The following is a 23944-nucleotide window of genomic DNA, read 5'->3' as shown; positions in this document are numbered from 1 at the left end:
TAAAGTAGGGTGGGCAAACTAATCTAATCTAGAATACTCACAACAACCAAATTATTTTTGCCCACCCTACTCCCTACTCCCTACTCCCTACTCCCTACTCCCTACTCCCTACTCCCTTTGCTAAAAACAGTTGCTATTTCCTCCGCTGTTCTTTTTTCTCGCCAAAGCCACTGGTTATCCTGACCATGCTCCCGAATATAAGAGATAGCTTCATCAAGTAAGGATGGAATTTCCTCAAAAGTTTTAAAGGTTGAACCTACAGAGACTGGCCAATTAACTTGATGCCTGAGTACTGGATAATCAGAAGTAATCACATAGCAACCACAGCAAGCCGCATCACTCAATACACCACTGGTACGGTAATAATAGCGATGTTTTTCGTAATAAGCTACTAAAATATCTACCTCATTTAACAAATCAAGATATTGTTTTTCAGTGGTTGTATCATACATCGTTACCCCCAAGTTATCTAAATCCTTAGGCTTCTGCAAAAATGGTACCCCAAGCACTAGTTCACATTTTTGGTCAGATGATTTAGCATAGTATTTCAAGATTTCAATTAGCTTAGTTATTGGCTTATCTTTACGAATCATGCCAACTACACCGATTTTAATTTTATTATCTGTAAGCAGCCTTTCTCCTGGCTTTAAATTGGGGTAAGCATCGCTCCGGATTGGCATCGGTATTTTCACTTTCGCAGATGCTGGTAATCTAAACCGTTTGCGTAAAACATCATCATCAATTTCAAATAAAACTGCCTTAACCTTAAAATAGTTCAGGAAAAACTTTAGATACAGTAAGCCAAAAAACTTTAAGGTACTATGCATGGCTAATTGTTGATTCCAGTGAAGACAAATCCAAACAGGTTTGCGATGCCATGCCAGTAAGGGGAGAAGTAAATAGATATTTTGTAGATAAACTTCAAAGATAAAAAGTCCATCATAGTCTTGACGGTCTTTACTCGTCAAAGACCTGAGCGCCATCGCAATATGACGATATTCTCGACGTAAGTGTAATCCTATCCTATAGGGAAACAGGTTAGTCAAATTTTTTATAGCATCAGGTATAGGAATTTCAATAGATAAAAAATCGAGCTTAGTTTCCTGAGCGTAAAAATTAATCAGGAGTAGGTCTTGGAGACCGTTGTACATTATTTTCATAGCAGCTTATCTTGGTAAGATTAGAGTTATTTCAGGGAACAGTAAACAGGGAACAGTAAACAGGAAACAGTAGGGTGCGTTAGGGACGGAAAGCCTCTGATTTCATGCCTCTGAGCCCCTGAACCCGTCCCGTAACGCACCACCCACCCGCTACCCTTACGCACCCTACGCAACTGTTTACAGAGATAATTATATAAAAAAATCAACCCAGCCATCATAACTTTATACAGCAAAGATTGACTGGGTTTTACATCTCACAGAGTGAATAATTATGCTTACCTACTTAGAGATATTTGCTGGTCTAGATTAAGCAATCTAGATTAAGCAATCTCTAAGTGATACTTAGATAGTTCCCTAAAATTCTATGGAAGTAACAGTAAGGCAGAATGTAGAATGAAGAATGTAGAATGAAGAATGGAGAATTTAGAAGGCAAAAGGCAAAAGGCAAAAGGCAAAAGGCAGAAGGCAGCAGGCAGCAGGCAGCAGGCAGTTGTCAATGGGGTTTTGTAGCTCAACCAATTGACAACTGCTATCGGGTTTAGCGCCAGGGGGGAGAAAACAGGCGGCATCGCTACTCCCAGATCTGCTGTTCTTTTATTCGCTGTTGCCTAAAACCAAGTACCTCAGCCCATTGAGAAATACTGTAAAATTAGATCTGAATTAGCTAAAATTGAAGCTTTGGGGATAATACCTCGTGAAGATGTTGGGGTTTATCTGACAGCGAAACTTGGTCAATCTCAATGTTTTATATCTGCTAATCATAAGTTAATTAAAGTATTAGCCCAAAAAACAGCAGAGTTTGAGTGCTTAACTCCAGCAGAATTTGTGAGTAAGTATCTGAATTGATAGTGTTAAGTCCCAGCATCGAAGCCTAATTCACGATGCTAAATTCTTCATTCTTCATTCTTCATTCTTCATTCTTCATTCTTCATTCTTCATTCTAAATTCTAAATTCCCTACCTCCACCATCGCCTAACATCTTCAACCGCTGCCACCGTTTCTCTTAGGGCTTCAATACCTCCAAGCTCGATGATTAAAGGAGCTAATTGAGGAAGATGGTAAACAAATTGGGGACGGGTTAGACGAGCTAAACAATTAAGAAGTTGTTGCCAATCAGAAAAATCAACCAACGAAGGATTTAATTTCTTCAGCAAATTATCTAATCCGACGGCATTTAAGGCTTCTGGTAACAACACTTCCGGTAAGTAGGGTTCTAAGCCCCCCAAGGCATTGGCTCGCCAGGATCGATGCTGAATGGCTTTGGCGCAATCGAAGGCTTGGCCTAAGAACACTGGCGGTAAGTGGGGGGCTAAGTCAATTAAGAGATCAACTCGTTCGTAGTCATACTCGGCTCTGACACAATCTAAGACTTCTGGTAACACTTCTGGAAAATGGGGGGCTAAGCGGATTAAGGCATAGGCTCGGGAGGATGGATTGGGAATGGCTCTGATGCTATCTAAGGCTTCTGGTAACAGTTCCGGTAAGTGGGGAGCTAAACCGATTAAGGCATAGGCTCGGTGGTATTGATTCCGAATGGCTCTGGCGGAATCTAAGGCTTCTGGTAATAGTTCCGGTAAGTGGGGGGCTAAGGCTCCTAAGGCATTAGCTCGGAAGTATTCATCCGAAATCCCTCTAGCGTCATCTAAGGCTTGCTGTAACAACACATCAGGTAAGTGGGGGGCTAAGGCGATTAAGGTATTGGCTCGGTAGGATTCATCCGAAATCCCTCTAGCGTCATCTAAGACTTGCTGTAACAACACATCGGGTAAGTGAGGAGCTAAGCCGATTAAGAAATCGACTCGGAGGGATTGATAATCAAAGGTTCTGGTGTAATCTAAAACTTGCTGTAACAACACATCGGGTAAGTGGGGAGCTAAGCCGATTAAAGCATTGGCTCGGAGGGATTTATCCCAAAAAGTTTTGGTGCAATCTAAGGCTTGTTGTAACAACGTTTCGGGTAAGTAGGGCACTAAGGCGATTAAGGCCTCGGCTCGCTTGTATTGATTTGCCATGGCTCTGGTCAAATCTAAGGCTTCTGGTAACAGTTCCGGTAAGTGGGGGGCTAAGGCGATAAAGGCATGGGGTCGTTGGAATTGATCCCGAATGGCTCTGGTAACGTCTAAGGCTTCGGTTCGGAGGGATTCAAAAACTTCCGGGAAGTGGGGAGCTAAAGTGATTAAGGCATTAGCTCGCTTGTATTCATCTCGAATCCCTCTGGCAAGGTCTAAGGCTTGGGGTAAAAGTTCCGGTAAGTAAGGGGCTAAGCCGATTAAGACATCAGCTCGCTGGTTTTGATCCCGAATGGCTTTGGCCCCATCTAAGGCTTCTGGTAACAATTCCGGTACCTGGAAGGCTAAGGCGATTAAGGCTCTTGCTCGCTGGTTTTCATCCCGAATGGTTCTGGCGCAATCTAAGGCTTCTGGTAATAACCCTTGGGGGAAGTGGGGGGCTAAGGCGATTAAGGCCTCGGCTCGCTCGGATTCAGACTCAAGGGCTCTGAAGTAATCTAAGGTTTCTGGTAACAATTCCGGGAAGTGGGGGACTAAGCCGATTAAAGCATAGCGTTGCAAGTATTCATGCCCAATCCGTGGGACGTAACGTAAGACTTCTTGGTCTAAGAACACTTCCGGTAAGTTAAAGACAAATAGGATTAAAGCCTCAGCTCGGTCTTGTTCATTCCCAAGGCCTCTGGCGTAATCTAAGGCTTGGTGTAACAACACTTCCGGTAAATGGGAGGCTAACTCTTTTAAGGCCTCGGCTCGGTATTCTTGATCCTGAATGGCTTTGGCAGCATTTAAGGCTTCTGGTAACACTTCCGGGAAGTGGGCAGTTAAGGCAATTAAGGCATCGGCTCGCCAGTATTCATCCCGAACCCCCTTGGCAACCTCTAAGGCTTGGGCTAAGAATACTTCCGGTAAGTAGGGGGCTAAGTTCTTTAAGACTTTTGCTCTTCGCTTGTGTCGCTCCGGTACGTCTATATTGTGGTTCAATTTTAATTGAAAGAGATAGAGGTTGTAGGCATAGCCGAAGCTATCGGCTTGGTCTTGTTCATTCCCAAGGGTTCTGGCACCATCTAAGGCTTCTGGTAACACTTCCGGAAAGTGAACAGCTAAGGCTCCTAAGGCATCGACTCGGTCTGGTTCATCCCGAATGGCTCTGGCGGAATCTAAGGCTTCGGGTAACACTTCCGGGAAGTGGCCTGCTAAGGCTGTTAAATCTCTTGTTCGCTGGTTTCCATTCAGAATGGCTTTGGCGAAATCTAGGGCTTCTGGTAATACTTCCGGGAAGTGGGGGGCTAAGGCGATTAAGGCTATTGCTCGCTGGTTTCCATTCTCAAAGGCTTTGGCGGAATCTAAGGCTTGGGGTAACAACACATGAGGTAAGTGGGGGGCTAAGGCTCTTAAGGCTATTGCTCGCTGGTTTCCATTCTCAAAGGCTTTGGCGGAATCTAAGGCTTGGGGTAACAACACATGAGGTAAGTGGGGGACTAAGGCTCTAAAGGCTAAAGCTCGGTAGTATTCATCCCCAATCCTCCTGACGCAATCTAAGGCTTCTGGTAACACTTCTGGAAAATGGGGGGCTAAAGCTATTAAGGCATTAGCTTGATGGTATCTATTGCGAATGGCTCTAGCAACGTCTAAAGCTTCCGATAATAAAGAAGGGGGAAGATACTCACTAATTGCCTCCAAACCCCTTACTTGACTACTAGAATCTTTATTCTGTCGCACATAAGCTAGTGCCTGAGCTGGGGTCCAGATATTATTCTCCAGTAATGCTGCCATTAACTTTGGAGCAATATTTCTAGCCAAGCTGTTGATGGATGTGGTAATCAGAGCATACCGACACTGTAGACTAATGGATTCTGTGGGATTTTCTGTAAAATTATCTGCTGCTATTGCCCAAGCTCTCGATACATCCTTGATAAAATTGGCAGTTTTTCCCTGTCTATCACACTGCCAATACCAACCGTTATCTCCTGCTGGCGTTTCTTCTTTCAGGAGTTGATGAATGTCATTAATTTTTTTAGCTTTCTCTAGATGCCAAGTTAAGTAGTTATAGATATAACCATCATCGGGTAAGGTATGCCATAATCCCTTATCGGTTTTAGTTTGATAACGTTCTAATAATTGTTGATGAGCTGAGGGTATTGATAATCCTAGCTCTGATTGTACCAGACTACGGGCTAAATCATGTAACAAGTCATGGAGGCGATAGTTAGTTTCTGGTGTAGTAGATAACCCTGGTAGTAATAAGGCTTTTTGTCGTAAGTATCTTAAGGTATCTTTGGCTTCAACTAAATTACAATCCCATAAGGTTGTCGCCATGGTTTCAGTAATGGAAACATCCTCGGGCAGTATCCCTAACCAAGCAAAGTTTTTCAACCTCTCGTCGTCGGATAATCCCTTTAAACTGAGATTAAAGGAAGCCACTAGACTGTAGTTTTTACGCTTAGCGTCACTTGGCTCTTCCTCCGCTTTCAATCGATCTAAAGCTTCTACACCAACAATTAAATCTTCTAACTCACCCAGTAACTCCTGCCAAGACATACCATCCCTAACTTGAGCAGCAGCTAATTCTAATGCTAGGGGTAAGTAGCCGACGGTTTTGGCTAAATTTTCAGCATAATCGAGTTCTTGATTAGTTAACTCATTGCTTAAACAAGAGGTTAATAACTCCAAGGATTGCTTTGGAGTCATCACATCTAAATCATAGGGAATAGCATCTTTAAGCTGGGCTTCTCTGGTAGTTACTAAAACTCCACAGCCATCCCCTCCCACTCGAAAGGGTTCAACATGGTCAGGATGCCAAACATCATCCACTACTAGTAAGGCTTTTTTATCGGATAATAATGTTTTTAGTTGTAAAGAAGCGGCCTCAGTGTTAATCGGTTTGAAATCATAATCTCCTAATTGCTGTATCCAGCTACTTAGAAAGGATAAGATATCAGGTTGCTGACCTAAGGTTGCCCAAAAAATCCCATCAGGAAAATGAGATTGAACCTCCTCGTCATGGGCTAACGCCGCAGTAATGGTAGATTTACCAATGCCTCCTAAGCCATAGATAGCACTAACAACTAAAGTACCAGCTTTTGCTGTTTCTTCAGATAAAAGGATTTGTTTTAGTTGTTCGCTTACTTCCGGGCGTTTGACATAATAAGGAGGTAGTGGAGGAGCTTGATTGAATCGAGTTTGGTTATTCATATTATCAATGTTGTAATTTTCACTAGTAGTCACTAAATGCTCGATACTTTGGACAACTTCCGGATTTTGTTTCGCTGCTGCTTCTACTTCTAATACCACTTCGGCATAATCAAGAGATTGTCTGGAGCTTTTGCGATTAGCCCGAAGGGCGTTGGCTAGCGAACGCAGTTACTGTATCTGGATACTGGTTTCTCAGGGATTCCACAAACTGGCTAGTATTGTCCCAGACAACTTGCCCGACATTTTTCCCAGTTTTTTCTAAGGCTTTAGTGGCGAGCACAGTAGCAATAGCGAAAACGGCAGCAGCGAATAATTCCATTGTTGAAGGAGATGACTCACAATTTCAGTATACAGAGGTTTTCAATTCGGTCAGGTAAAAATGTCTGGGTTTTAGGGAGTTAGTTAGTAGGGTGGGCAGTGTCTACTAATGCTATCGCCAGCTACTGTTATTTATCTTTTGCACTGCCCACCCCACATCAATATTCTCGCTTTGTGATTGATTCGCTATTTTAAAGTTAGTAGGGTGGGCAGTGCCTACTAATGCTATCGCCAGCTACTGTTATTTATCTTTTGCACTGCCCACCCTACATCAATATTCTCGCTTTGTGATTGATTCGCTATTTTAAAGTTAGTAGGGTGGGCAATTCCTACTAATGCTATCGCCAGCTGCTGTTATTTATCTTTGGCACTGCCCACCCCACATCAATATTCTCGCTTTGTGATTGATTCGCCCGGTGGGCAGTGCCTACTAATGCTATCGCCAGCTGCTGTTATCTATCTTTTGCACTGCCCACCCTACATTAATATTCTCGCTTTGTGATTGATTCGCCCGGTGGGCAGTGCCTACTAATGCTATCGCCAGCTACTCTTAATTTATCTTTGGCACTGCCGACCCTACATCAATATCCCTCTTCTGTTCTAAAAATGGAGTAGGGAGTAGGGAGTAGTAAAAGGGAACAGGGAACAGCGGATCTGGGAACAGGGAACAAAAATGATTACAATTAATTTAAAATTTTTATCTCAAAAAAAACTAGATTTAAAAAAAAATGAGTTTAAAAATTTCTATTTTTTTTATTTGGAAATAAATGTAAATAGTTTTAATTAGCCCTTGCATTTTTTCGAGAATTTATCTATAGTATAGAAGGTGACGACTGAAACTAATAACCGCGCTGGTTGTAATCATTAACCAGCGACCAGCGCGGTTTTCCTCCCACCTAAATAGGAGTTAGTTCCATAATGACAAACAAATCATAATCATCAAGCCTGACTTTTCAGCAAGTTACTCTATCTCCCTTGGGAATAGTAAGCTATCAGCTAATGCGCTACAGATGGTGCTACTTGAGGTGCCATCATCCATCATCTATGAGCTTATGGGTTAGCTCACAGGCTGGAAGCCTGTGCCACCGTACTTGAGCTACTTTTGAATAAAATAAGCTGACCACTGACTGCTGACTGCTGAGTACTGACCACTGACCACTGACCACTGACCGCTGACCGCTGACCGCTTACATCACCACTATCGTTTTTTCCACTAATGTTTACTCAAGGGTTAAGACAAGTTTTCTGGATTGGAACCTTAGTCAGTACCCTGTGTATGGCGAGTTGTACTGCTGATGGAGATAGCAATAATTCTTCTGTTTCCCCTAACTCCCCAATTACATCTGAAATGACATCTGATAACTTAAAGGAATCAAAACCACAACAAATCCAGGGAAAATTAATTTATGAAGCTCTTCCTCCCGTCAGGTCAGTTAGAGCCTATCGGGGAGATCAGTTTTTTCTAATTACTAATCCCCAAAATCCCCGTCGGTTACTACTGCGTGCGTCTAAAAACGTTTCCGATCAGCAATTACAATCCTTTCATAATCAAGAGGTTGAGATCACAGCAGTGTATCGTGACGGCACCCGTCCTTCTGCTAAAGAAACTGCTTGTCCCCTAGATGTAGATGGGCAATGTATGCCCCAAGGTGATGGCTATCACGTTTTATCCATAGTAACTGTGGAAAAGTGAGATAGCTGATAGCTGATAAGTAGTCGGACAAAATAGGTTTAACTGTCGAGATAGGGAACAGGGAACAGGGAACAGGGAACAGAGCGACTTTTGGTAGCTTTACAAAAGTTAACACAGTTTCGTTTATTTATGTCCAGGTACTTAGCTGATAGCTGTTCGCGTAGCGTGCGCGTAGCGCATTACCTGATACCTGAGTGCTTACGCTTGCCTCTTGCCTCTTGCCTCTTGCCTCTTGCCTCTTGCCTCTTGCCTTTTGCCTCTTGCCTTTTGCCTTTTGCCTTTTGCCTTTTGCCTTGCCCGTAGCGCTATATAAAATCCCACCAAGCCCTCAAATCCCTCTAAAGGCTCAGGTCAGATATTGCTTTAACTAGAGAAAATAGAATATAATGGTTGTTTTATCAAAAACTGCCATAGTCTAGAACAGGAGTCTACTACCGGTGGTTATAGAAATCCCCAAAAGCACTTACGAAGCTAAAACTCAGGAAATTGCCAGAGAACTTCTAGCCGCAACTCGGGAGAAAGGTTCCTTTCTTGCCCAAATGCGAGACCAAATGCGGTGGGATGATAAGTTACTAGCCTGGGCAATGAGTAATCCGGGACTACGGGTGCAGCTATTTCGCTTCATCGATACCCTACCGGCACTGCGTAGCCAAACCGAAGTTGCTCGTCACTTTCAAGAATACCTAGGGGATGAGTCAGTAGAACTGCCTGCTGCCCTGAAGGGAATGCTCAATTTCACCAATCCTGACTCCATACCAGGACAACTGGCAGCCAAAAGCATATCTGCTGCTGTAGCCACCCTAGCCCAAAAGTATATTGCTGGGGAAAATCTCAACCAGGCTCTTAAAACCATTAAACGCCTGCGAAACCAGAAGATGGCATTTACCCTAGACTTATTGGGGGAAGCCGTAATTACAGAAGTAGAAGCTCAGTCTTATCTAGACCGCTATCTACAACTGATCGAACAACTCACTGAGGCAGCCAAACAGTGGTCTAAAGTAGAGGAAATTGACGTTGCTGATGGTAAATCCTTGCCATTAGTCCAAGTATCGGTTAAACTGACAGCATTCTACTCTCAATTTGATTCTCTTGATCCTCAGGGTAGTCAAAATCGGGTGTGCGATCGCATCCGCAAATTGCTCCGCCGTGCCAAAGAATTGGGAGCGGCGGTTCATTTTGATATGGAGCAGTATGAGTACAAAGACATTACTTTCTCCATACTCAAAGACTTGCTGATGGAAGAAGAGTTTCGCTCTCGCACCGATATCGGTGTTACCATGCAAGCCTATCTGCGAGACTCGGAACAAGATTGTCAAGACTTGATTGCCTGGGCAAAACAGCGGGGTAATCCAGTAACGATACGCTTGGTCAAAGGAGCCTATTGGGACCAAGAGACCATAACATCACTGCAAAACCATTGGCCCCAACCAGTATATAACCAGAAAGCCGCTACGGATGCCAATTTTGAGCGTATCACCAAGCTGCTGCTAGAAAACCACGAGTATGTCTATAGCGCTATCGGTTCTCATAACGTGCGCTCCCAAGCTTATGCGATCGCAATTGCTGAAAATCTCAATATCCCCCGTCGCTGCTTTGAGATGCAAGTCCTCTACGGCATGGGAGACCAACTCGCCAAAGCCTTAGTCAATCACGGTCATCGGGTCAGGGTTTATGCACCCTATGGAGAGCTCCTGCCAGGAATGGCTTACCTGATTCGGCGGCTATTGGAAAATACCGCAAATAGTTCCTTCCTACGACAAAGCTTAGAAGATAGACCCGTAGAGGAATTGATTGCACCACCACAACAGTTGCAGGAACAGTTGAATGTTGGCACGTTGAATGTTGGCACGTTGAATGTTGGAAAGTTGAACAACGAACCGTTGCAGGTTGGCAAGTTGAAAGTTGAAAGTTCACAACCTGCTAACCTTGGCCAAAAGGCCACGCTACGCGAACAACCAACAAACCTTGGCCAAAAGGCCACGCTACGCGAACAACCAACAAACCTTGGCCAAAAGGCCACGCTACGCGAACAACCTGCTAACCTTGGCCAAAAGGCCACGCTACGCGAACAACCTACTAACCCATTCACCAATGCTGCAAATACAGACTATGCTCAGCTAGACGCCAGAGAAAAAGCTAAACAAGCCTTACTTACCGTTCGCCAACAACTGGGTAAGACCTATTTACCCTTAATCAATGGGGACTATCAGTCTACAACAGACACAGTAGATTCGGTTAATCCCTCTAACCCTAGGGTCGTGATCGGGAAAATTGGATTAATTTCTGTAGAACAAGCAGAATTAGCGATCGCAAAAGCTAAAGCAGTATTTCCCAGTTGGCGACGTACACCTGCAAGGGAACGTGCTGGTATTTTACGTAAAGCAGGAGACTTGATGGAACAACGCCGTGCTGAATTATCAGCATGGGTCTGTCTGGAAGTTGGGAAACCATTACGAGAAGCCGATGGAGAAGTCACCGAAGCGATTGACTTCTGTTATTACTACGCATCAGAGATGGAACGGCTCAGCGATGGATATAACTACGACATTGCTGGAGAAACCAATCGCTATGTCTATCAACCCCGAGGTATTGCTCTAGTAATTTCTCCCTGGAACTTCCCCATGGCTATTACTACAGGCATGACTGTAGCAGCCCTAGTGGCAGGAAATTGTACGCTACTCAAACCCGCAGCAAATTCCTCAGTGATTGCCGCGAAAATAGCTGAAATTTTAGTAGAAGCCGGGATACCCAAAGGAGTATTTCAATTCGTTCCAGGCAAAGGCTCAACCGTCGGTGCCCATATGGTCAAGCATCCCGATATCCATCTAATTGCCTTTACCGGTTCCCAAGAAGTCGGTTGTCGTATCTACGCCGATGCCGCCATCGTGCAACCCGGTCAAAAACATCTCAAGCGAGTCATTGCGGAGATGGGAGGTAAGAATGGCATTATCGTAGATGAAAGTGCTGACCTTGACCAAGCGGTAGCTGGAGTCGTGAAATCAGCATTTGGTTACAGTGGTCAAAAGTGTTCCGCTTGCTCCCGAGTAATTGTGTTAGAGCCAGTGTATGAGAGCTTCCTAAAACGGTTAGTCGAAGCAACGCGATCGCTTAACATTGGGCCAGCAGAAGCACCCAGTACCCAGGTCGGTCCAGTCATAGATGCTACTTCACGCGATCGCATTCGGGAGTACGTTGAAAAAGGACGTCAGGAAGCTAAGGTAGCATTAGAAATGCCAGCACCTGACACCGGATACTTTATTGGTCCAGTGATCTTTAACGATATTTCTCCCAACGCCACCATTGCCCAAGAAGAAATCTTTGGTCCAGTAGTAGCGGTAATGGCCGCAAAGAATTTCCAAGAAGCCCTTGATATAGCCAACAGTACCAACTATGCCCTCACCGGAGGCTTATATTCTCGTACTCCATCCCATATAGAACAAGCCTCAGCGGAGCTTGAGGTCGGTAATCTATATATCAACCGCAATATTACCGGTGCGATTGTATCACGGCAACCGTTTGGTGGGTTCAAGATGTCTGGAGTAGGGTCAAGAGCAGGAGGTCCCGATTATCTAGTACAATTCCTCGAACCCCGCACTATTACTGAAAATATCCAACGACAAGGTTTTGCACCCATTGAAGGAATGGAATAGTTTCTAGGTAAGCATTAAGCTATCAGCATTCAGCTATCAGCTTTTGGTTAGGTCCCAGCGTCGAAGCCTGTGCCACAAAGCTGATAGACTTTTCTGGTGACTTTCAATTCTCATTAATCTATCAATATTAAATTCTCGCTTTTGAGGTTTATTTCAAGCTGACCGCTGACCGCTGACCGCTGACCGCTTACTTATGAACTTAGTAGGAAATTCCTCGATATTTCTTTTTAGACCGTTGTATAACAAACCCTTGAGCATCGGTCGGTAACTGGATTAAGATAGCTTCCACTTCATAGACAATCCCTCGATATTGTTTTTTAAACACCCGTTTACAAGATTGCTTAGTAATTTGCTGACCACTAGGATTCAGGTCGCCCTCAGCTTTTGGTTTATTGTTCTGGTCACTGACTGCTGTCTCAGAAACCACTTTCTCCTGATCGAGATTACCAGTAGGTACTTTTGGATTTTCGGGGGAATCAGATTCTGTCGAATTGTACCAGTATCCGAGGTTTTGAGTTACTATCGAAGCTTCGGAAGATGTTTCAGCTTCCGGGAGTGAATCAGGCAAAACTGGCCTAGGAAACTGGTTATGATTTGTGGATTCTTCACTATCAAGATGTCTAGGAGTTTCCGGTTCAGATATAGCTGTTCTTAGTGATAAAACATCAGTGAATTTAGGTTTAGCACTATTTATTTGTGAACTAAAAACTTTGTTGGCTAAACTTCTTTCTTTTTGCTCAATCCAAATTGTCAGATAATGGGGATATTCTAAAACTAAATACAGAGGCCGAAATTCCTCAGAGATTTGGCAACTACAAAACTTTAAGGATTTTTTATAAACATTTGGGGAAAGATCAAAACCTCTAGTGAATATTTTATTTTGGAAAATAATTGTAGATTCATCCAGCCACTGAATCTCTTCTTGATGCAGTCGCTCATGGGGGGAACCCCCAAGACCGCGCTGCATCGCTTGATTAATCTTTTCTGGATCAATTATTAACATTTGGGTAGTTTACCCCCTACTTGATCTATTTTTGGAAATAGCTGGTGAGATTGTGGCAATTTTGCTCTGGAAGTGTCAACGGAAGAATGTAGTCAATTGCGTCGTAGATTTGGCTACATCCTTGACCCAATCTATTGATAATTTATTTGATTAATCCGGGGATTTTGGGCATCGAGCTGGAGTCTTGCCCAGTCAATTAACGGTTTCACGCCTATGTGGGTAAAGACAAATTATTTAGGATGGAGTAAATAACGTTAATAATATTAACACAAAAAAAGTTAATTGTCAATCATAAAATGTAGCTAGTTTGACAATTAACCCAAGCTTGATTGTGTCCCCTGTCAGCCATGCAAAGCGCGAGTGGTTTTGGGTCTGTGTGCGGAACACTGCGACGCACCTGTCTTGAGCAAAGCGCGAGTGGGGGAAACCCCCGCAGGTCGGCGCTGCCTCCCCTGTGCCCTTGCTGCATCGCTTCCAGAAATCCCTACATTTCTCTATTGGTAATTAAGTATCTGATCATGATATACTCCATTCAAATAATTAGTTAATCAGGTAAACAGGATTTTTTACCACTTCCGACTTCCCACTTCTGACTTCCCACTTCTGACTTCCCTACTCCCTACTCCCGCGCAACCCAGGGCGTAAGTCTCTCACGGAAAGGAACCCCTCGATAGGTTTTTTAGACCGTTTTTGATCCAATGCCTGAGAATTGGGAGATAACTGTGATTTCGGTAGCTGGCTCAAGACATCTTGCTCTTGGTAAGAAATCCCTCGATATTACTTGTTAGACAGCCGTTTAAGAGATTGCTCCGTAATTTGCTGACACCTAGGATGCACGTGGAATTCAGATTCCGGAATCTCTTGCTCCTGATTGAGATTACCAGTAGGTACTTTTGGAGTTGCCAGAGACTCAGATTTTGTCGGATTGTACCAGTATCGGGGGTTTTGAGTGATGATTGGAGTTTCTGAACATGTTTCAGATTTTGACAGTGAATCAGCTAAACCTGATACAGGCAGTTGGTTATGATTTGTGGTTGGTTCACCATCAAGAGTGTCAGGAAATCTCGCTTCCGGTTGGGGGCTATTGATTGGTGAAGCTTCTGCTTCATCGGTTAAACTCACCCCTTGTTGCTCCATCCAAACCGTCAAATAATGGGGATTTTTCAAAATCAAACACAGAGGCTGAGATTGTTCAGATAGTTTAGAAAAACAAAAATTGAACGCTTTTTGGTAAGCATTTGGGGCAATATCTAAACCTCGAGTGAATTGTTTATTTTGGAAAATAATTGTACATTCATCCAACCACTGAATCTCTGGATTACTCTTTTCTTGATCAATTATTAACATTTGGGTAGTTTACTCCCGACTTGATCTATCTTTGGAAATAGTTGGTGAGATTGTGGCAATTTTGCTCTCGAAGTGTCAACGGAAAAATGTAGTCAATTGCGTCACAGATTTGGCTACATCCTTGACCCAATATACTAAAAATTTATGTCATTAATACTGGGATTTTGGGCATCAAGCTGGAGTCTTGCCCAGTAAATTAACGGTTTCACGCCTATGTGGGTCAACACAAAGTAGTTAGAGTGGATTAAGTAAATTTTAATATTATAACATAAATAAATTTAATTGTAAACCATAAAATGTAGCTAGTTTGACAATTAACCCAACCTTTCTTGTCTCCCCTGTCTTGATGCAATAGCGAGTGGGGGAAACCACGGCAGACCGCGCTGCATCGCTTCCAGGAATCCCTAGATTTATGTCTTGGTAATTCGCTATCCGGATACATTTAACCCGGTAATTCCTGGCAAGACCCGGAAACCGTGTATAGCACATCGATTATCGACGAGGAGGTATCTCTCAAAGCTTTCAGGTAAATCCCAAAAGCGCCATTATGATCACGGTCAATGGTGTGGCCACAATTTGGGCATTTAAATCGTTTAGAACTGCCTAACTTGCTGTGAATGTGGCCACATTTAGTACAAGTCTTGGATGTGTATTCTTCAGTGACGTCTACTACAAAACAGCCTCTTTTGGCTGCCTGATGCTTCAATGTCATCTTGAATCGATAATGTGCCCAAGACATCATTTTTCTAACGGTATTGCTTCTTATTTTCCTCTTGGTTTTACTCACCATTTGAGATGTCTCAAATTTGGGAAGGTAAATAACTTGATACTCAGAAGTGAGGAAACAGGCAACCTTTTTGTGAGCTTCGTCTATAAGATTGCGAATTTTTACTCTCATGGGCTGAGCGGCCTTCCTGATCTTGAATCTTTTTCTTTTATTTTTAGACCCCTTAGCTAGAGAGGCACGAGATATTAGATTATCTAAGTGGCAACAAAGGCGGTAAACTCGTCCAATGTCTCCTGAACCTATATCTAAAAACCTCTGGCCGTCAAATCCAGTCAAAAATGTCCTTACTCCAGGATCTAAAGCAATACTTCTATCTGGCAGAGAAGGTTTAGCAGGTTTTTCGTCTATGGCAAAAGTAATAAACCAACGTCCTCGATCAATAACCAGAGTAGGGTCATGAAGGATCTTTTCTGGCATTGATTCGCTACTGTGAAAAACCCTACCTTTCGTCTCTTTTGGGTAAAAAGTTCCTTTCCTGAAGTTAACCTTATTGAACCTGATCGATTGAACTGGATCTGAAAACTTCCTAAACTTAGCTTCTCCGTCTACCTTCTTGGCTGCTTTATGAGCTCCAAATGCTTGAAATATTGCAGATTCTCTTGGGCTGTAAGGTGTTTTACTAACCCATTCAGGGACGTCTGACATTATTTTCTTTCTAAGGTCGTATTTCCCTATTTTTGTGGTTTTAAGAGTTGCTATCGCCTTATTGTAACACCATCTCGCGGCATTAATCCAAGTTCTCCATTTTAGCTTTAATTCAGTTTCCGGGTAGACTCGGATCTTCTTTGATAACTGACTTGTATTTCCTGAGTCCATAGAGTCTACAACTGAAGACATGGACGATGGCAAGGATGTCTTCCACCATCTCTCGTTCATCAGATAGATTTGACTGGTCGAGAACCACGATTCTGCAACCGTTCTGTTCACAAATCCATTCGATAAGCTCGAATCCAAATCTTGCCATCCGGTCTTTGTGAGCGACCACAATTTCGCTGACGTCTCTTGACAAAACTCGTCCCAATAAGGCTTTAAGACCTTTTCTGCGGTAGTTGAGTCCTGTACCGATATCTTTGATGACTTCCGCCTCCGGGAATTTCCCTTGGAGGAATGCCGCTTGTCTTTCAAGGTCTTCTTTTTGCCTTCTGGTTGACACTCGAGCGTAAATGATTGTTGGCTTATCTTTGACTCGTCCGAGAACTGAGTCAACGTCATATCTTCGCTGGTTACTGGGAGTTCTGATACTCTTGATTTTTCCGGCTTTTTCCCAATTCCTGAGAGTCTTTTCTGAGACTGCCAGTAACTCGCAGGCTTTTCTTGGGGGTTTATACCTGATCTTGGTAGTATTTTAGTCGCTTATTTAAGCCTACCAGACTTTACCAAGTTTTTTCGGAAAATACCGGAAAAACTTTATTCTATTTATTGCCGATCATGATATAGGGTTGTATTTAAGATGTAAACCTGTATGGTCTTTAATGCACAATAAAACTGAGGATCTCTTGTCCCTCTTGGCTAAAGCCGGTGCCTGTTGGGAAGGGTTAAGGGTGGCTCCGAAGCTTCCTACTCCCTACTCCCTACTCCCGCGCAGCCCAGGACGAAAGTCCCTCAACCATCTAATTGTCTAAAATCAAACTTAGTAAGGAACCCCTCAATAGGTTTTTTTAGAGCCTTTTTGATCCAATGCCTCAGAATTGGGAGATATAGCACTACGCATTAAAGTTAGGACATTGATACAAGCAGCAAAACCTTGTGTAGTAAACTTTTGCCTCTTGCCCGCCCCCCTTACTAAGGGGGGTTAGGGGGGATTCCTCTTGCCCTTGCGCGTAGCGCTATAACTCCGATTGCCGTAGCTTGATCAAGACATCTTAGTCCTGGTAAGAAATTCCTCGATATTTATTTTTAGACAGCCGTTTAAGAGATTGCTCAGTAATTTGCTGACACCTAGGATGCACTTGAAATTCAGATTCCGGAATCTCTTGGTCTTGATTGAGATGACCAGTAGCTAATTTTGAATTTTCCGGGGAATCAGATTCTGTTGAATTGTACCAGTATCCGACGTTTTCAGTAACTACTGAAGCTTTGGAAGCTGAAATATCTTCCGGGAGTGAATCAGGTAAAACTGCCGTAGAAAACTGGTTATGATTTCTGGATTCTTCACCATCAAGATGTCTAGGAGTTTCCGCTTTATATCTAGCTGCTTGGAGTGATAACGAATCAGTGGATTTAGGTTGAACAATATTTATTGGATAACTCAAATTTTTCTTGGATAAAATTCCTTTTTGTTGCTCAATCCAAATTGTCAAAAAATGTGGATGTTCTAAAAGCAAATACAGAGGCTGAGATTTCTCAGATATTTTACACAAACAAAACTTGAATGCTTTTTTATAAGCATTTGGAAAAATATCAAAACCTCTAGTGAATAGTTGATTTTGGAAAATAATTGTAGAGTTATCCAGCCAGTCAACTTGTTGAGTAGCTGCTTCTTTATCAATGATCAACATAATAGTTTTAAAGTGCTTTCGTTGATTAAACCTGAGCTATAGGGTTTCATAGTAAGGGTGAGGTACATCTAAATAAATTTTATGAGGGTGCATCTCATTTTTGCTGTTTGACACGGTGGTGCGTTACGGGCAGCAACATAACCCTGACTACGAGGCGAAAAATGAAGGCCCCCTAACACACCCTACGCAAAATTTTCAAAAATGAGATGCACCCTTTTATGACTTGCTCCCTGCTCCTTAATCCCTGCTCCCTAAAACTAAAGAGGAAAGTACCTCACCCGATCGAGAACTGCTAAGCGCGTTTCTAAATCATTTGTGAACGCCAAACTAGCTAAAACTCTTATTTAAAGAGGGTTCTTTGTTCACAAATCAAATGTAAACGTTCTAGTTGATCATAAATCATAGTTCTATCAATTAGACTATTTTTAAGACAAAATACTGAGTATTACGCGAATTGTTTTAAGAAAATATCCTGAAATAAGCAAGTATTTATTGATACATTTAAGGTATTTAATATACTTAATTTATTTGTGATTTTTTATGAAAGCAATGACTATTTTAAGTATAATTACGGTAGTAATATAACCTTAAAGATCAGTAGACGTATTAAATTAATGTTGACTAGATAAATTAGAAACTATAAAACTGGAAACTTTGAACAGTAAGAGATTGAGTCACTTTAAAAAAGTTAACACAGTTACTATAATGTATGTCCAGGTAGTTACTCACTTACTCCTGAACACTAATTTCAATCCACTGATAGAGCCGTTAATTCTGGAAAAACGATCACAAATTTCCGTAGAATTACGGTAGTGACTTAGCAAGCCTTTAATCTACAAGACACCCTACCTATGAAAATCAAACACTTCATCAATCTTTTCAAAGCACTTACCGCTCCAGTAGTGCTGGGATTAATGGTTGTCTAGCAGAATTTCACCCTTGGGCCATGGGTTTACCTAGCCCTCCATGGTACCTATGGGGTGATGTGGCTACTCAAAGACCGTATCTATCCAGACAAGCAGTGGGAGCAAGAAATACCTATTGGCATGGGAATTTTTGGCTCCGGAATAATAATGCTCTACTGGGTTGCTCCCTTTATTCTGATTAGCAGTGGTTCTGAGCTTCCCTTACCCCTGGTAGCTGCTGCCATTTCGATTAATGTCATGGGAGTTTTTCGACCCTATGCCAGTGATGCCCAGAAATACTATACTCTCAAGTATCGTTCTGGATTAATCACAGAAGGATTCTTTGCTCGCTGTCGAAACACAAACTACTTGGGAGAAATCCTGATCTACTCTGCTTTTGCCATGCTAGCTCAGCACTGGCTACCCTTTTTGATTCTGGCAGGTTTTATCGCAGGTATATTTATTCCCAATATGCTCAAAAAAGATAAGTCTCTCTCCCGCTATCCAGAGTTTGCTGACTACAAAGCTAATTCTGGACTACTACTACCACAGCTATTTTTAGCTACTACTTCCAGTCCAAACGATCCAGATTTTGCACAAAAAACGAGGTAGTCAAGGATTATAGCATTTCTCAATTCGGTGAAGTACAAAGCCCTGGGTTGAGCGGGAGTAGGGAGTAGGGAGTAGGGAGTAGGGAGTAGGGATTAAATACAAAAAACCATTAACCTAAGACCTTTCTATCTAAAATACTGGTGAATGGAATCCCAAGCACAAATTTAATATATGACGAAACCATCTAAGCAGTATTTTTCCCTAAGATGGCGATTTTTAATTATCGTCCTTTTACTGCTAGGAATCTTCTTCCGCTGCTTCAATCTAAACCATAAAATCTACTGGCACGATGAGGTTTATACCTCAATTCGGAGTTCTGGCTACACCGGAGATGAAGTAATTAAGGAAGTTTTTGATGGTAGGGTGATTGGGGTTGAAGACTTACAAAAGTATCAGCATCCCAATCCTGAAAAAGACTTAGGGGATACTATTAATGCCTTAGCTAAAAACCCAGAACATCCACCCCTCTATTATTTAATGGCGCGGTTTTGGCGGCAGCTATTTGGTCCTGCTGTCAATAACCCTAGGGGTTTATCTGTTTTGTTTAGCCTGCTGGTTTTTCCAGCTATCTATTGGCTGTGCTTAGAATTATTTGAATCCCCTTTAGTGGGATGGGTAGCTGTGGCACTTTTAGCGGTATCTCCCTTTCATGTGCTCTACGCTCAAGAAGCACGGGAATATAGTCTATGGACATTGACTATTATCTTATCTTGCGCGTCTCTGTTACGAGCTATCCGAAAAACCAAGAATAGTCGAAAAGTAACACACTACCTCTGGTCATGGGTAATCTATGGTGTCACATTGACACTTAGTCTTTACACGTTTCTCTTTTCTATATTTGTGGCTATTGGACATGGAATTTATGTCTTTATTCTAGAACGTTTTCGCCTTAATAAAACTAGTTTTGCTTATTTTATAGCATCTGGTGCCGGGTTTCTAGCCTTTTCCCCTTGGTTAGTTGTAGTGGTTACTAACTTAGCTGTCATTCAGCATAAAACCCATTGGACAACCATTCAAGTCCCTTTATCATTTTTGGTAAAAATCTGGGGGATAAACCTTAGTTTGATATTTTTTGATATTGGAATACCACTGGAGCATCCATTTACCTATATAATCCCACCAATTTTAGTGAGTTTTGTGGGATATGCCATTTATTTTATCTGTCGTTATACTACCCAGCGAGTTTGGTTACTGGTTTTAACGTTAATCGTTATTACTGCATTAGGGTTAATCTTACCCGACTTAATTTGGGGAGGACGACGTTCAGTAAGTACTCGGTATTTCCTACCTTGCTATATCGGAGTGCAGCTGGCTGTTGCTTATGTAATTAGTATGTATATAACTGGGTATCTATCCAGGGCTACTTTAATAAAGGCTAATTTAAGAACACAGAAGGTCTGGAAAGGAATAGTAGCTGTGCTGCTTACAGGGGGAGTTATCTCTTGTGCTATTAGTTCCCAAACAGAAATATGGTGGAACAAGCAAGTTGGCCATCACAATCCTACCATCGCTAGGATCATTAATCAAACTGAGCGACCTCTGGTAATTAGTAATGTTTCTTCAGTGAATCCTGGAGATGTGATTTCTCTTAGTTATTTATTAAATCCTCAGGTAAAACTTCAGTTAGTCATTCCCCCTACTATTCCCGATATTCCTCAAGGATTTAGTGATATATTTCTATTTTATCCCTCTGATCATTTGCAACAAGGACTTGAGGAAAAGTATAGTACTAAGATAGAGTGGTTTGATGATTCGAGTGTCAAGCCCCTCGGTAAGTTAAGGCTTTAAGTATAGCGGTTTTCAATTAGGTGAGGTACAAATATTTGGGTTTTAGGGAACAGGGAACAGGCAAGAGGCAAGAGGCAAGAGGCAAGAGGCAAGAGGCAAGAGGCAAGAGAGAAGAGGTAACTTTCCATCAGGGAAGAGATAAAAAATCATGTTTACCTCATTAGGATAGAAACCGCTATATTATAATTTAAGCAGTTAATAATTGGGTAAGCTATCAGCTATCAGCTATCAGCTATCAGCTTATGGATCACAGGCTAGAAGCCTCTGCCACGGTACTTGAAGTGCTGAGGTTTCTTTTAAGCTGACCGCTGACCGCTGACCGCTGTTGGCTTAGCCTGCGCGTAGCGCATATGCTTACATAATTGGAATAGGTAAATGGATGAGTTAACTATTAAAGTTGTTGGATATACTGAACGATTATCAGAAATTAAGTTAATCAGGGTGCAGGTTTTTCAGTTTGAACAAGGGGTAGCATCGGATTTAGAGTTTGATGGTAAGGATGAAATAGCTAAGCATTTATTAGCCTATTGGAATAATCAGCCGGTAGGAACAAGTAGGGTGAGATATCTAGATGATAAAACAGCTAAAATAGAACGGTTAGCCGTCTTATCTGATGCTAGAGGTAAGGGCATTGGGAAACAGTTAATGATTAAGGCATTAGAGTTGGCTGAGCAAGCTAGAGTTAAGGTAGTGGTGGTTCATGCTCAAGAGTATGTGAAAGGGCTTTATGAAAAGTTAGGCTTTGAAGTAATGGGAGACTCTTTTGAGGAGGCTGGTATTGTTCATGTGAAGATGGTGAAGCAGTTAATAGGATTGAGCTAAAAAGGTGACAATAAATAGGTAATCGTGATGCATCGCTACTGCCTAGGGCGTGTTTTCAAACTATAACCACAACAAAATTAATCCGATTTCTAACATAGCTGTATAATTTATAGCAAGTTTTTCCTATCGGGTAGCGATGGGGCGAAACTGTAAGAGGTCGGTTGATAGCAAGCTCTATCAGGTTCCGTTGTCGATAAATTTCACGGGTTAAAGGGGCCACGATGTAGTTCATCCCTTGAGTCTTGGAAAAAGTAAAACGGATACCACGACGACGGAGGTAATTACGGATTCTACGACCTGTGTAACCTTTATCTCCAACTACTCTTTTGGGGCGAATACGTGGGCGACCTCTGCCAGAACGCTTTACTGCTCGAAGTTCCATCAATTGTTCAAAAAAAATTGACTCGTTTCTGTGACCTGGACTTAGAAGAAAGGTTAGGGGTTTCCCTTGCACCAACACAAGCGTATGTGTATTAAGGTAGCTGAACCCACCACGGGAACGTCTACCGTGATTCGTCTTCTTCACCCCTTTTTTCCCACCGGCTGCATGTTGATGGGTTTGAAGTTACCGTAAGAATAAAGAAGCCTTAATTAATAAGTTTTAACCCTTTTACCCATAGTTTGTCCCCTGTAAAGGCTTCTTTATTCTAAGGCGCCCGTCTCTGACGTATCACTGTTCCATCTACATAATGGACCTGCCAATTGAGTTTTCCATCTTCATCTGCTTTGGCTTGGAGATTTTCGCTCAATTTGCTTGCCCTACCCAGCTTTTTGCCACCGATAAAACCGTTAGGTGCGCTTTCCGCATCTAATTATTAAATTCGCCACGGGTCGCACCTGTTGCCACAGTTTGCCACAAACCATAACGTTCTGGCAGGTCTCGCCACGGCGCTCCAGTTGCGGAGTATCCTTTGAATGCCGTTGACCACTTGTCGGTGGGAACGAAGTTACCGTAAGAAGAGTGGGAACGAAGTTACCGTAAGAATAAAGAAGCCTTTATAGGCGACAGTCTGTGAATCATCAGTTTAAGTTATATCAAATAAGGCTTCTTTATTCTAAGGTTTCATCTCCGGCCTTATTTCATGAGTTTTAACCCTTTTATGCATAGCCTATCGCCTATAAAGGCGACCCTCTTCATTGGTTTCCTCTCCGGTCGTGATTGGGCTTACCTGTATGGGGTTGTTGTGGTGGTAATAACGGTTTTCACCTCTCCCACTCTTCAAAACTTCACGTCCCCTCGATCCATGAATGCACCCATTGAACACACTACTTTTAGGATATAACGAGGCCAGAAAACACGCCCTAGTCTCTACTGCCTAAAACCCTAACACGAAATTACGTCATCGAATTGAGAATTGCTATATTTGCAAATGGTCTATGGAATCAGATTTGCGGTAGGGATAAACGCGATCGCTACCCGCTGATTGAGAGCGCGAGAGATTTTTTGCAACATAGAAAGGGAGTGTCCTTCATAATCAGCATCTTCGAGTCGTGCAATCACAGGCTGCTTTGTACCCACAAGTTCTGCAAGCTGTTTCTGGGTTAACCCCGCTTTTGTTCTGGCTTCATAAATCAACTGTGCCACCTCTGCATTAAGAGAAGCTTCTGCTATCATTTCCTCGATCTCGGGGTCGGTACGAGTCTTCTTGTTAAGAATTTTAATCGCATCAGAAGTCTTAGTCATTTTCTTCCTCCTCTACATAGGTATGAACATCTGGGTTTTGTTCAAATAAACCCTTTCTCAAGAGTGCCCGTTCAATATCAATGTCCGGTACTGCTGCTTGTTCCTTGGTCATAGCATGGGCGAGAATCGTCACATTCTGTCCGTAATAAAAATACAAGATACGATACTGGACCCGACGATGCTTTGCCCTCAACTCATAAATACCAGAGCGCAGATAATCTGCCACTGGACGACGCAGTTCATGTCCAGATGCCGCAAGTAGCTTAATTCGGGCAACACAGTTGGCATAACCTTTACGGTCTGACTGCAAAAGTTGCGTCAACCATTCTAGGACTGGAACTTCCCCATCCTCCTCCTGGTAGAAAACAACACGGGTTTCCGGCACAGCACACCATCCTAATATAACAATATTGTTATAATAAGTCAATCTGACTACAGGTAAGATTCTTGTAGCTAATTCATCTGAGCACCTAGCA

The 23944-nt window shown here is 42.5% G+C and carries 19 protein-coding genes and 2 pseudogenes; 8 read left to right on the top strand and 13 right to left on the bottom strand.

Going from position 1 to position 23944, the window contains the following annotated elements:
- Window positions 1-101: 101 nt before the first annotated feature.
- Window positions 102-1151: a glycosyltransferase family 1 protein gene (locus BJP34_RS21925; protein ID WP_229423965.1), complete on the bottom strand. Its 1050-nt coding sequence runs from the start codon at window positions 1149-1151 to the stop codon at window positions 102-104.
- Between the two features lie 687 nt (window positions 1152-1838).
- Between BJP34_RS21925 and BJP34_RS21920 the strand changes: the two genes are divergently transcribed.
- A complete protein-coding gene (locus BJP34_RS21920) occupies window positions 1839-2006 on the top strand; it encodes a hypothetical protein (protein WP_202972006.1) in 168 nt (55 codons plus the stop codon).
- A 110-nt stretch (window positions 2007-2116) separates the two neighbouring features.
- Here the strand turns inward: BJP34_RS21920 and BJP34_RS21915 are convergent, their stop codons facing one another.
- Window positions 2117-6460, bottom strand: a complete 4344-nt coding sequence (locus BJP34_RS21915; protein ID WP_229423964.1) for an NB-ARC domain-containing protein — start codon at window positions 6458-6460, stop codon at window positions 2117-2119.
- Between the two features lie 37 nt (window positions 6461-6497).
- A complete protein-coding gene (locus tag BJP34_RS46080; RefSeq protein WP_070394174.1) occupies window positions 6498-6680 on the bottom strand; it encodes a hypothetical protein in 183 nt (60 codons plus the stop codon).
- Window positions 6681-7895: 1215 nt separating this feature from the next.
- Between BJP34_RS46080 and BJP34_RS21905 the strand changes: the two genes are divergently transcribed.
- From BJP34_RS21905 to pruA, 3 genes are all read left to right on the top strand, one after another.
- Window positions 7896-8372, top strand: a complete 477-nt coding sequence (locus tag BJP34_RS21905; protein WP_070394173.1) for a hypothetical protein — start codon at window positions 7896-7898, stop codon at window positions 8370-8372.
- 90 nt (window positions 8373-8462) lie between these two features.
- A complete protein-coding gene (locus tag BJP34_RS40555) occupies window positions 8463-8675 on the top strand; it encodes a hypothetical protein (RefSeq protein ID WP_149031109.1) in 213 nt (70 codons plus the stop codon).
- 134 nt (window positions 8676-8809) lie between these two features.
- Window positions 8810-12022, top strand: coding sequence for an L-glutamate gamma-semialdehyde dehydrogenase (gene pruA / locus BJP34_RS37400; RefSeq protein ID WP_083305296.1), 3213 nt, complete (start codon window positions 8810-8812; stop codon window positions 12020-12022).
- 199 nt (window positions 12023-12221) lie between these two features.
- On the opposite strand, the gene BJP34_RS21895 is transcribed toward pruA, so the two are convergent.
- The 4 genes from BJP34_RS21895 to BJP34_RS37395 form a co-directional block, all read right to left on the bottom strand.
- Window positions 12222-13025 carry a hypothetical protein gene (locus BJP34_RS21895; RefSeq protein WP_070394172.1) on the bottom strand — a complete coding sequence of 268 codons (804 nt, stop codon included), beginning with the start codon at window positions 13023-13025 and terminating at the stop codon, window positions 12222-12224.
- A gap of 777 nt (window positions 13026-13802) precedes the next feature.
- Complete coding sequence (locus BJP34_RS21890) at window positions 13803-14372, bottom strand: hypothetical protein (RefSeq protein WP_070394171.1); 570 nt, start codon at window positions 14370-14372, stop codon at window positions 13803-13805.
- Window positions 14373-14814: 442 nt separating this feature from the next.
- Window positions 14815-15996, bottom strand: coding sequence for an RNA-guided endonuclease InsQ/TnpB family protein (locus tag BJP34_RS21885; protein WP_083305295.1), 1182 nt, complete (start codon window positions 15994-15996; stop codon window positions 14815-14817).
- On the bottom strand, window positions 15917-16492 hold the full coding sequence (locus BJP34_RS37395) for an IS607 family transposase (protein WP_083305294.1): 576 nt from the start codon (window positions 16490-16492) through the stop codon (window positions 15917-15919). Before BJP34_RS37395 ends, BJP34_RS21885 begins: the two co-directional genes overlap by 80 nt.
- Before the next feature lie 139 nt (window positions 16493-16631).
- Between BJP34_RS37395 and BJP34_RS44050 the strand changes: the two genes are divergently transcribed.
- The gene (locus tag BJP34_RS44050; protein WP_158517378.1) at window positions 16632-16781 is read left to right on the top strand and encodes a hypothetical protein; all 150 of its coding nucleotides are present in this window, start codon (window positions 16632-16634) and stop codon (window positions 16779-16781) included.
- A 240-nt stretch (window positions 16782-17021) separates the two neighbouring features.
- On the opposite strand, the gene BJP34_RS21880 is transcribed toward BJP34_RS44050, so the two are convergent.
- Window positions 17022-17657, bottom strand: coding sequence for a hypothetical protein (locus BJP34_RS21880; protein ID WP_070394169.1), 636 nt, complete (start codon window positions 17655-17657; stop codon window positions 17022-17024).
- Between the two features lie 983 nt (window positions 17658-18640).
- Between BJP34_RS21880 and BJP34_RS21875 the strand changes: the two genes are divergently transcribed.
- Window positions 18641-19174: a methyltransferase family protein gene (locus tag BJP34_RS21875; RefSeq protein ID WP_229423963.1), complete on the top strand. Its 534-nt coding sequence runs from the start codon at window positions 18641-18643 to the stop codon at window positions 19172-19174.
- A 171-nt stretch (window positions 19175-19345) separates the two neighbouring features.
- Complete coding sequence (locus BJP34_RS21870; RefSeq protein ID WP_070394168.1) at window positions 19346-20962, top strand: glycosyltransferase family 39 protein; 1617 nt, start codon at window positions 19346-19348, stop codon at window positions 20960-20962.
- On the opposite strand, the gene BJP34_RS49240 is transcribed toward BJP34_RS21870, so the two are convergent.
- Window positions 20959-21090 (bottom strand): hypothetical protein, encoded by a 132-nt coding sequence (locus BJP34_RS49240; protein WP_267876337.1) that lies wholly within the window; start codon window positions 21088-21090, stop codon window positions 20959-20961. The genes BJP34_RS21870 and BJP34_RS49240 overlap by 4 nt on opposite strands.
- A 247-nt stretch (window positions 21091-21337) precedes the next feature.
- On the opposite strand from BJP34_RS49240, the gene BJP34_RS21865 reads away from it, so the two are divergent.
- Window positions 21338-21784 (top strand): GNAT family N-acetyltransferase, encoded by a 447-nt coding sequence (locus BJP34_RS21865; RefSeq protein ID WP_070394167.1) that lies wholly within the window; start codon window positions 21338-21340, stop codon window positions 21782-21784.
- 55 nt (window positions 21785-21839) lie between these two features.
- Here the strand turns inward: BJP34_RS21865 and BJP34_RS21860 are convergent.
- The 4 genes and pseudogenes from BJP34_RS21860 to BJP34_RS21850 form a co-directional block, all read right to left on the bottom strand.
- A pseudogene (locus tag BJP34_RS21860) lies at window positions 21840-22328 on the bottom strand (transposase); the annotation flags it as partial.
- Window positions 22329-22628: 300 nt separating this feature from the next.
- Window positions 22629-22722: pseudogene (locus BJP34_RS50495) on the bottom strand (transposase); the annotation flags it as partial.
- 437 nt (window positions 22723-23159) lie between these two features.
- Window positions 23160-23468, bottom strand: a complete 309-nt coding sequence (locus BJP34_RS21855; protein ID WP_070394165.1) for a helix-turn-helix domain-containing protein — start codon at window positions 23466-23468, stop codon at window positions 23160-23162.
- The gene (locus BJP34_RS21850) at window positions 23461-23853 is read right to left on the bottom strand and encodes a type II toxin-antitoxin system RelE/ParE family toxin (RefSeq protein ID WP_070396813.1); all 393 of its coding nucleotides are present in this window, start codon (window positions 23851-23853) and stop codon (window positions 23461-23463) included. The genes BJP34_RS21855 and BJP34_RS21850 overlap by 8 nt, the downstream gene beginning before the upstream one ends.
- Window positions 23854-23944 lie beyond the last annotated feature (91 nt).

This window comes from Moorena producens PAL-8-15-08-1, assembly GCF_001767235.1.
GTDB classification, from domain to species: domain Bacteria; phylum Cyanobacteriota; class Cyanobacteriia; order Cyanobacteriales; family Coleofasciculaceae; genus Moorena; species Moorena producens_A.
This window is presented reverse-complemented; position numbering and strand designations above follow the sequence as displayed.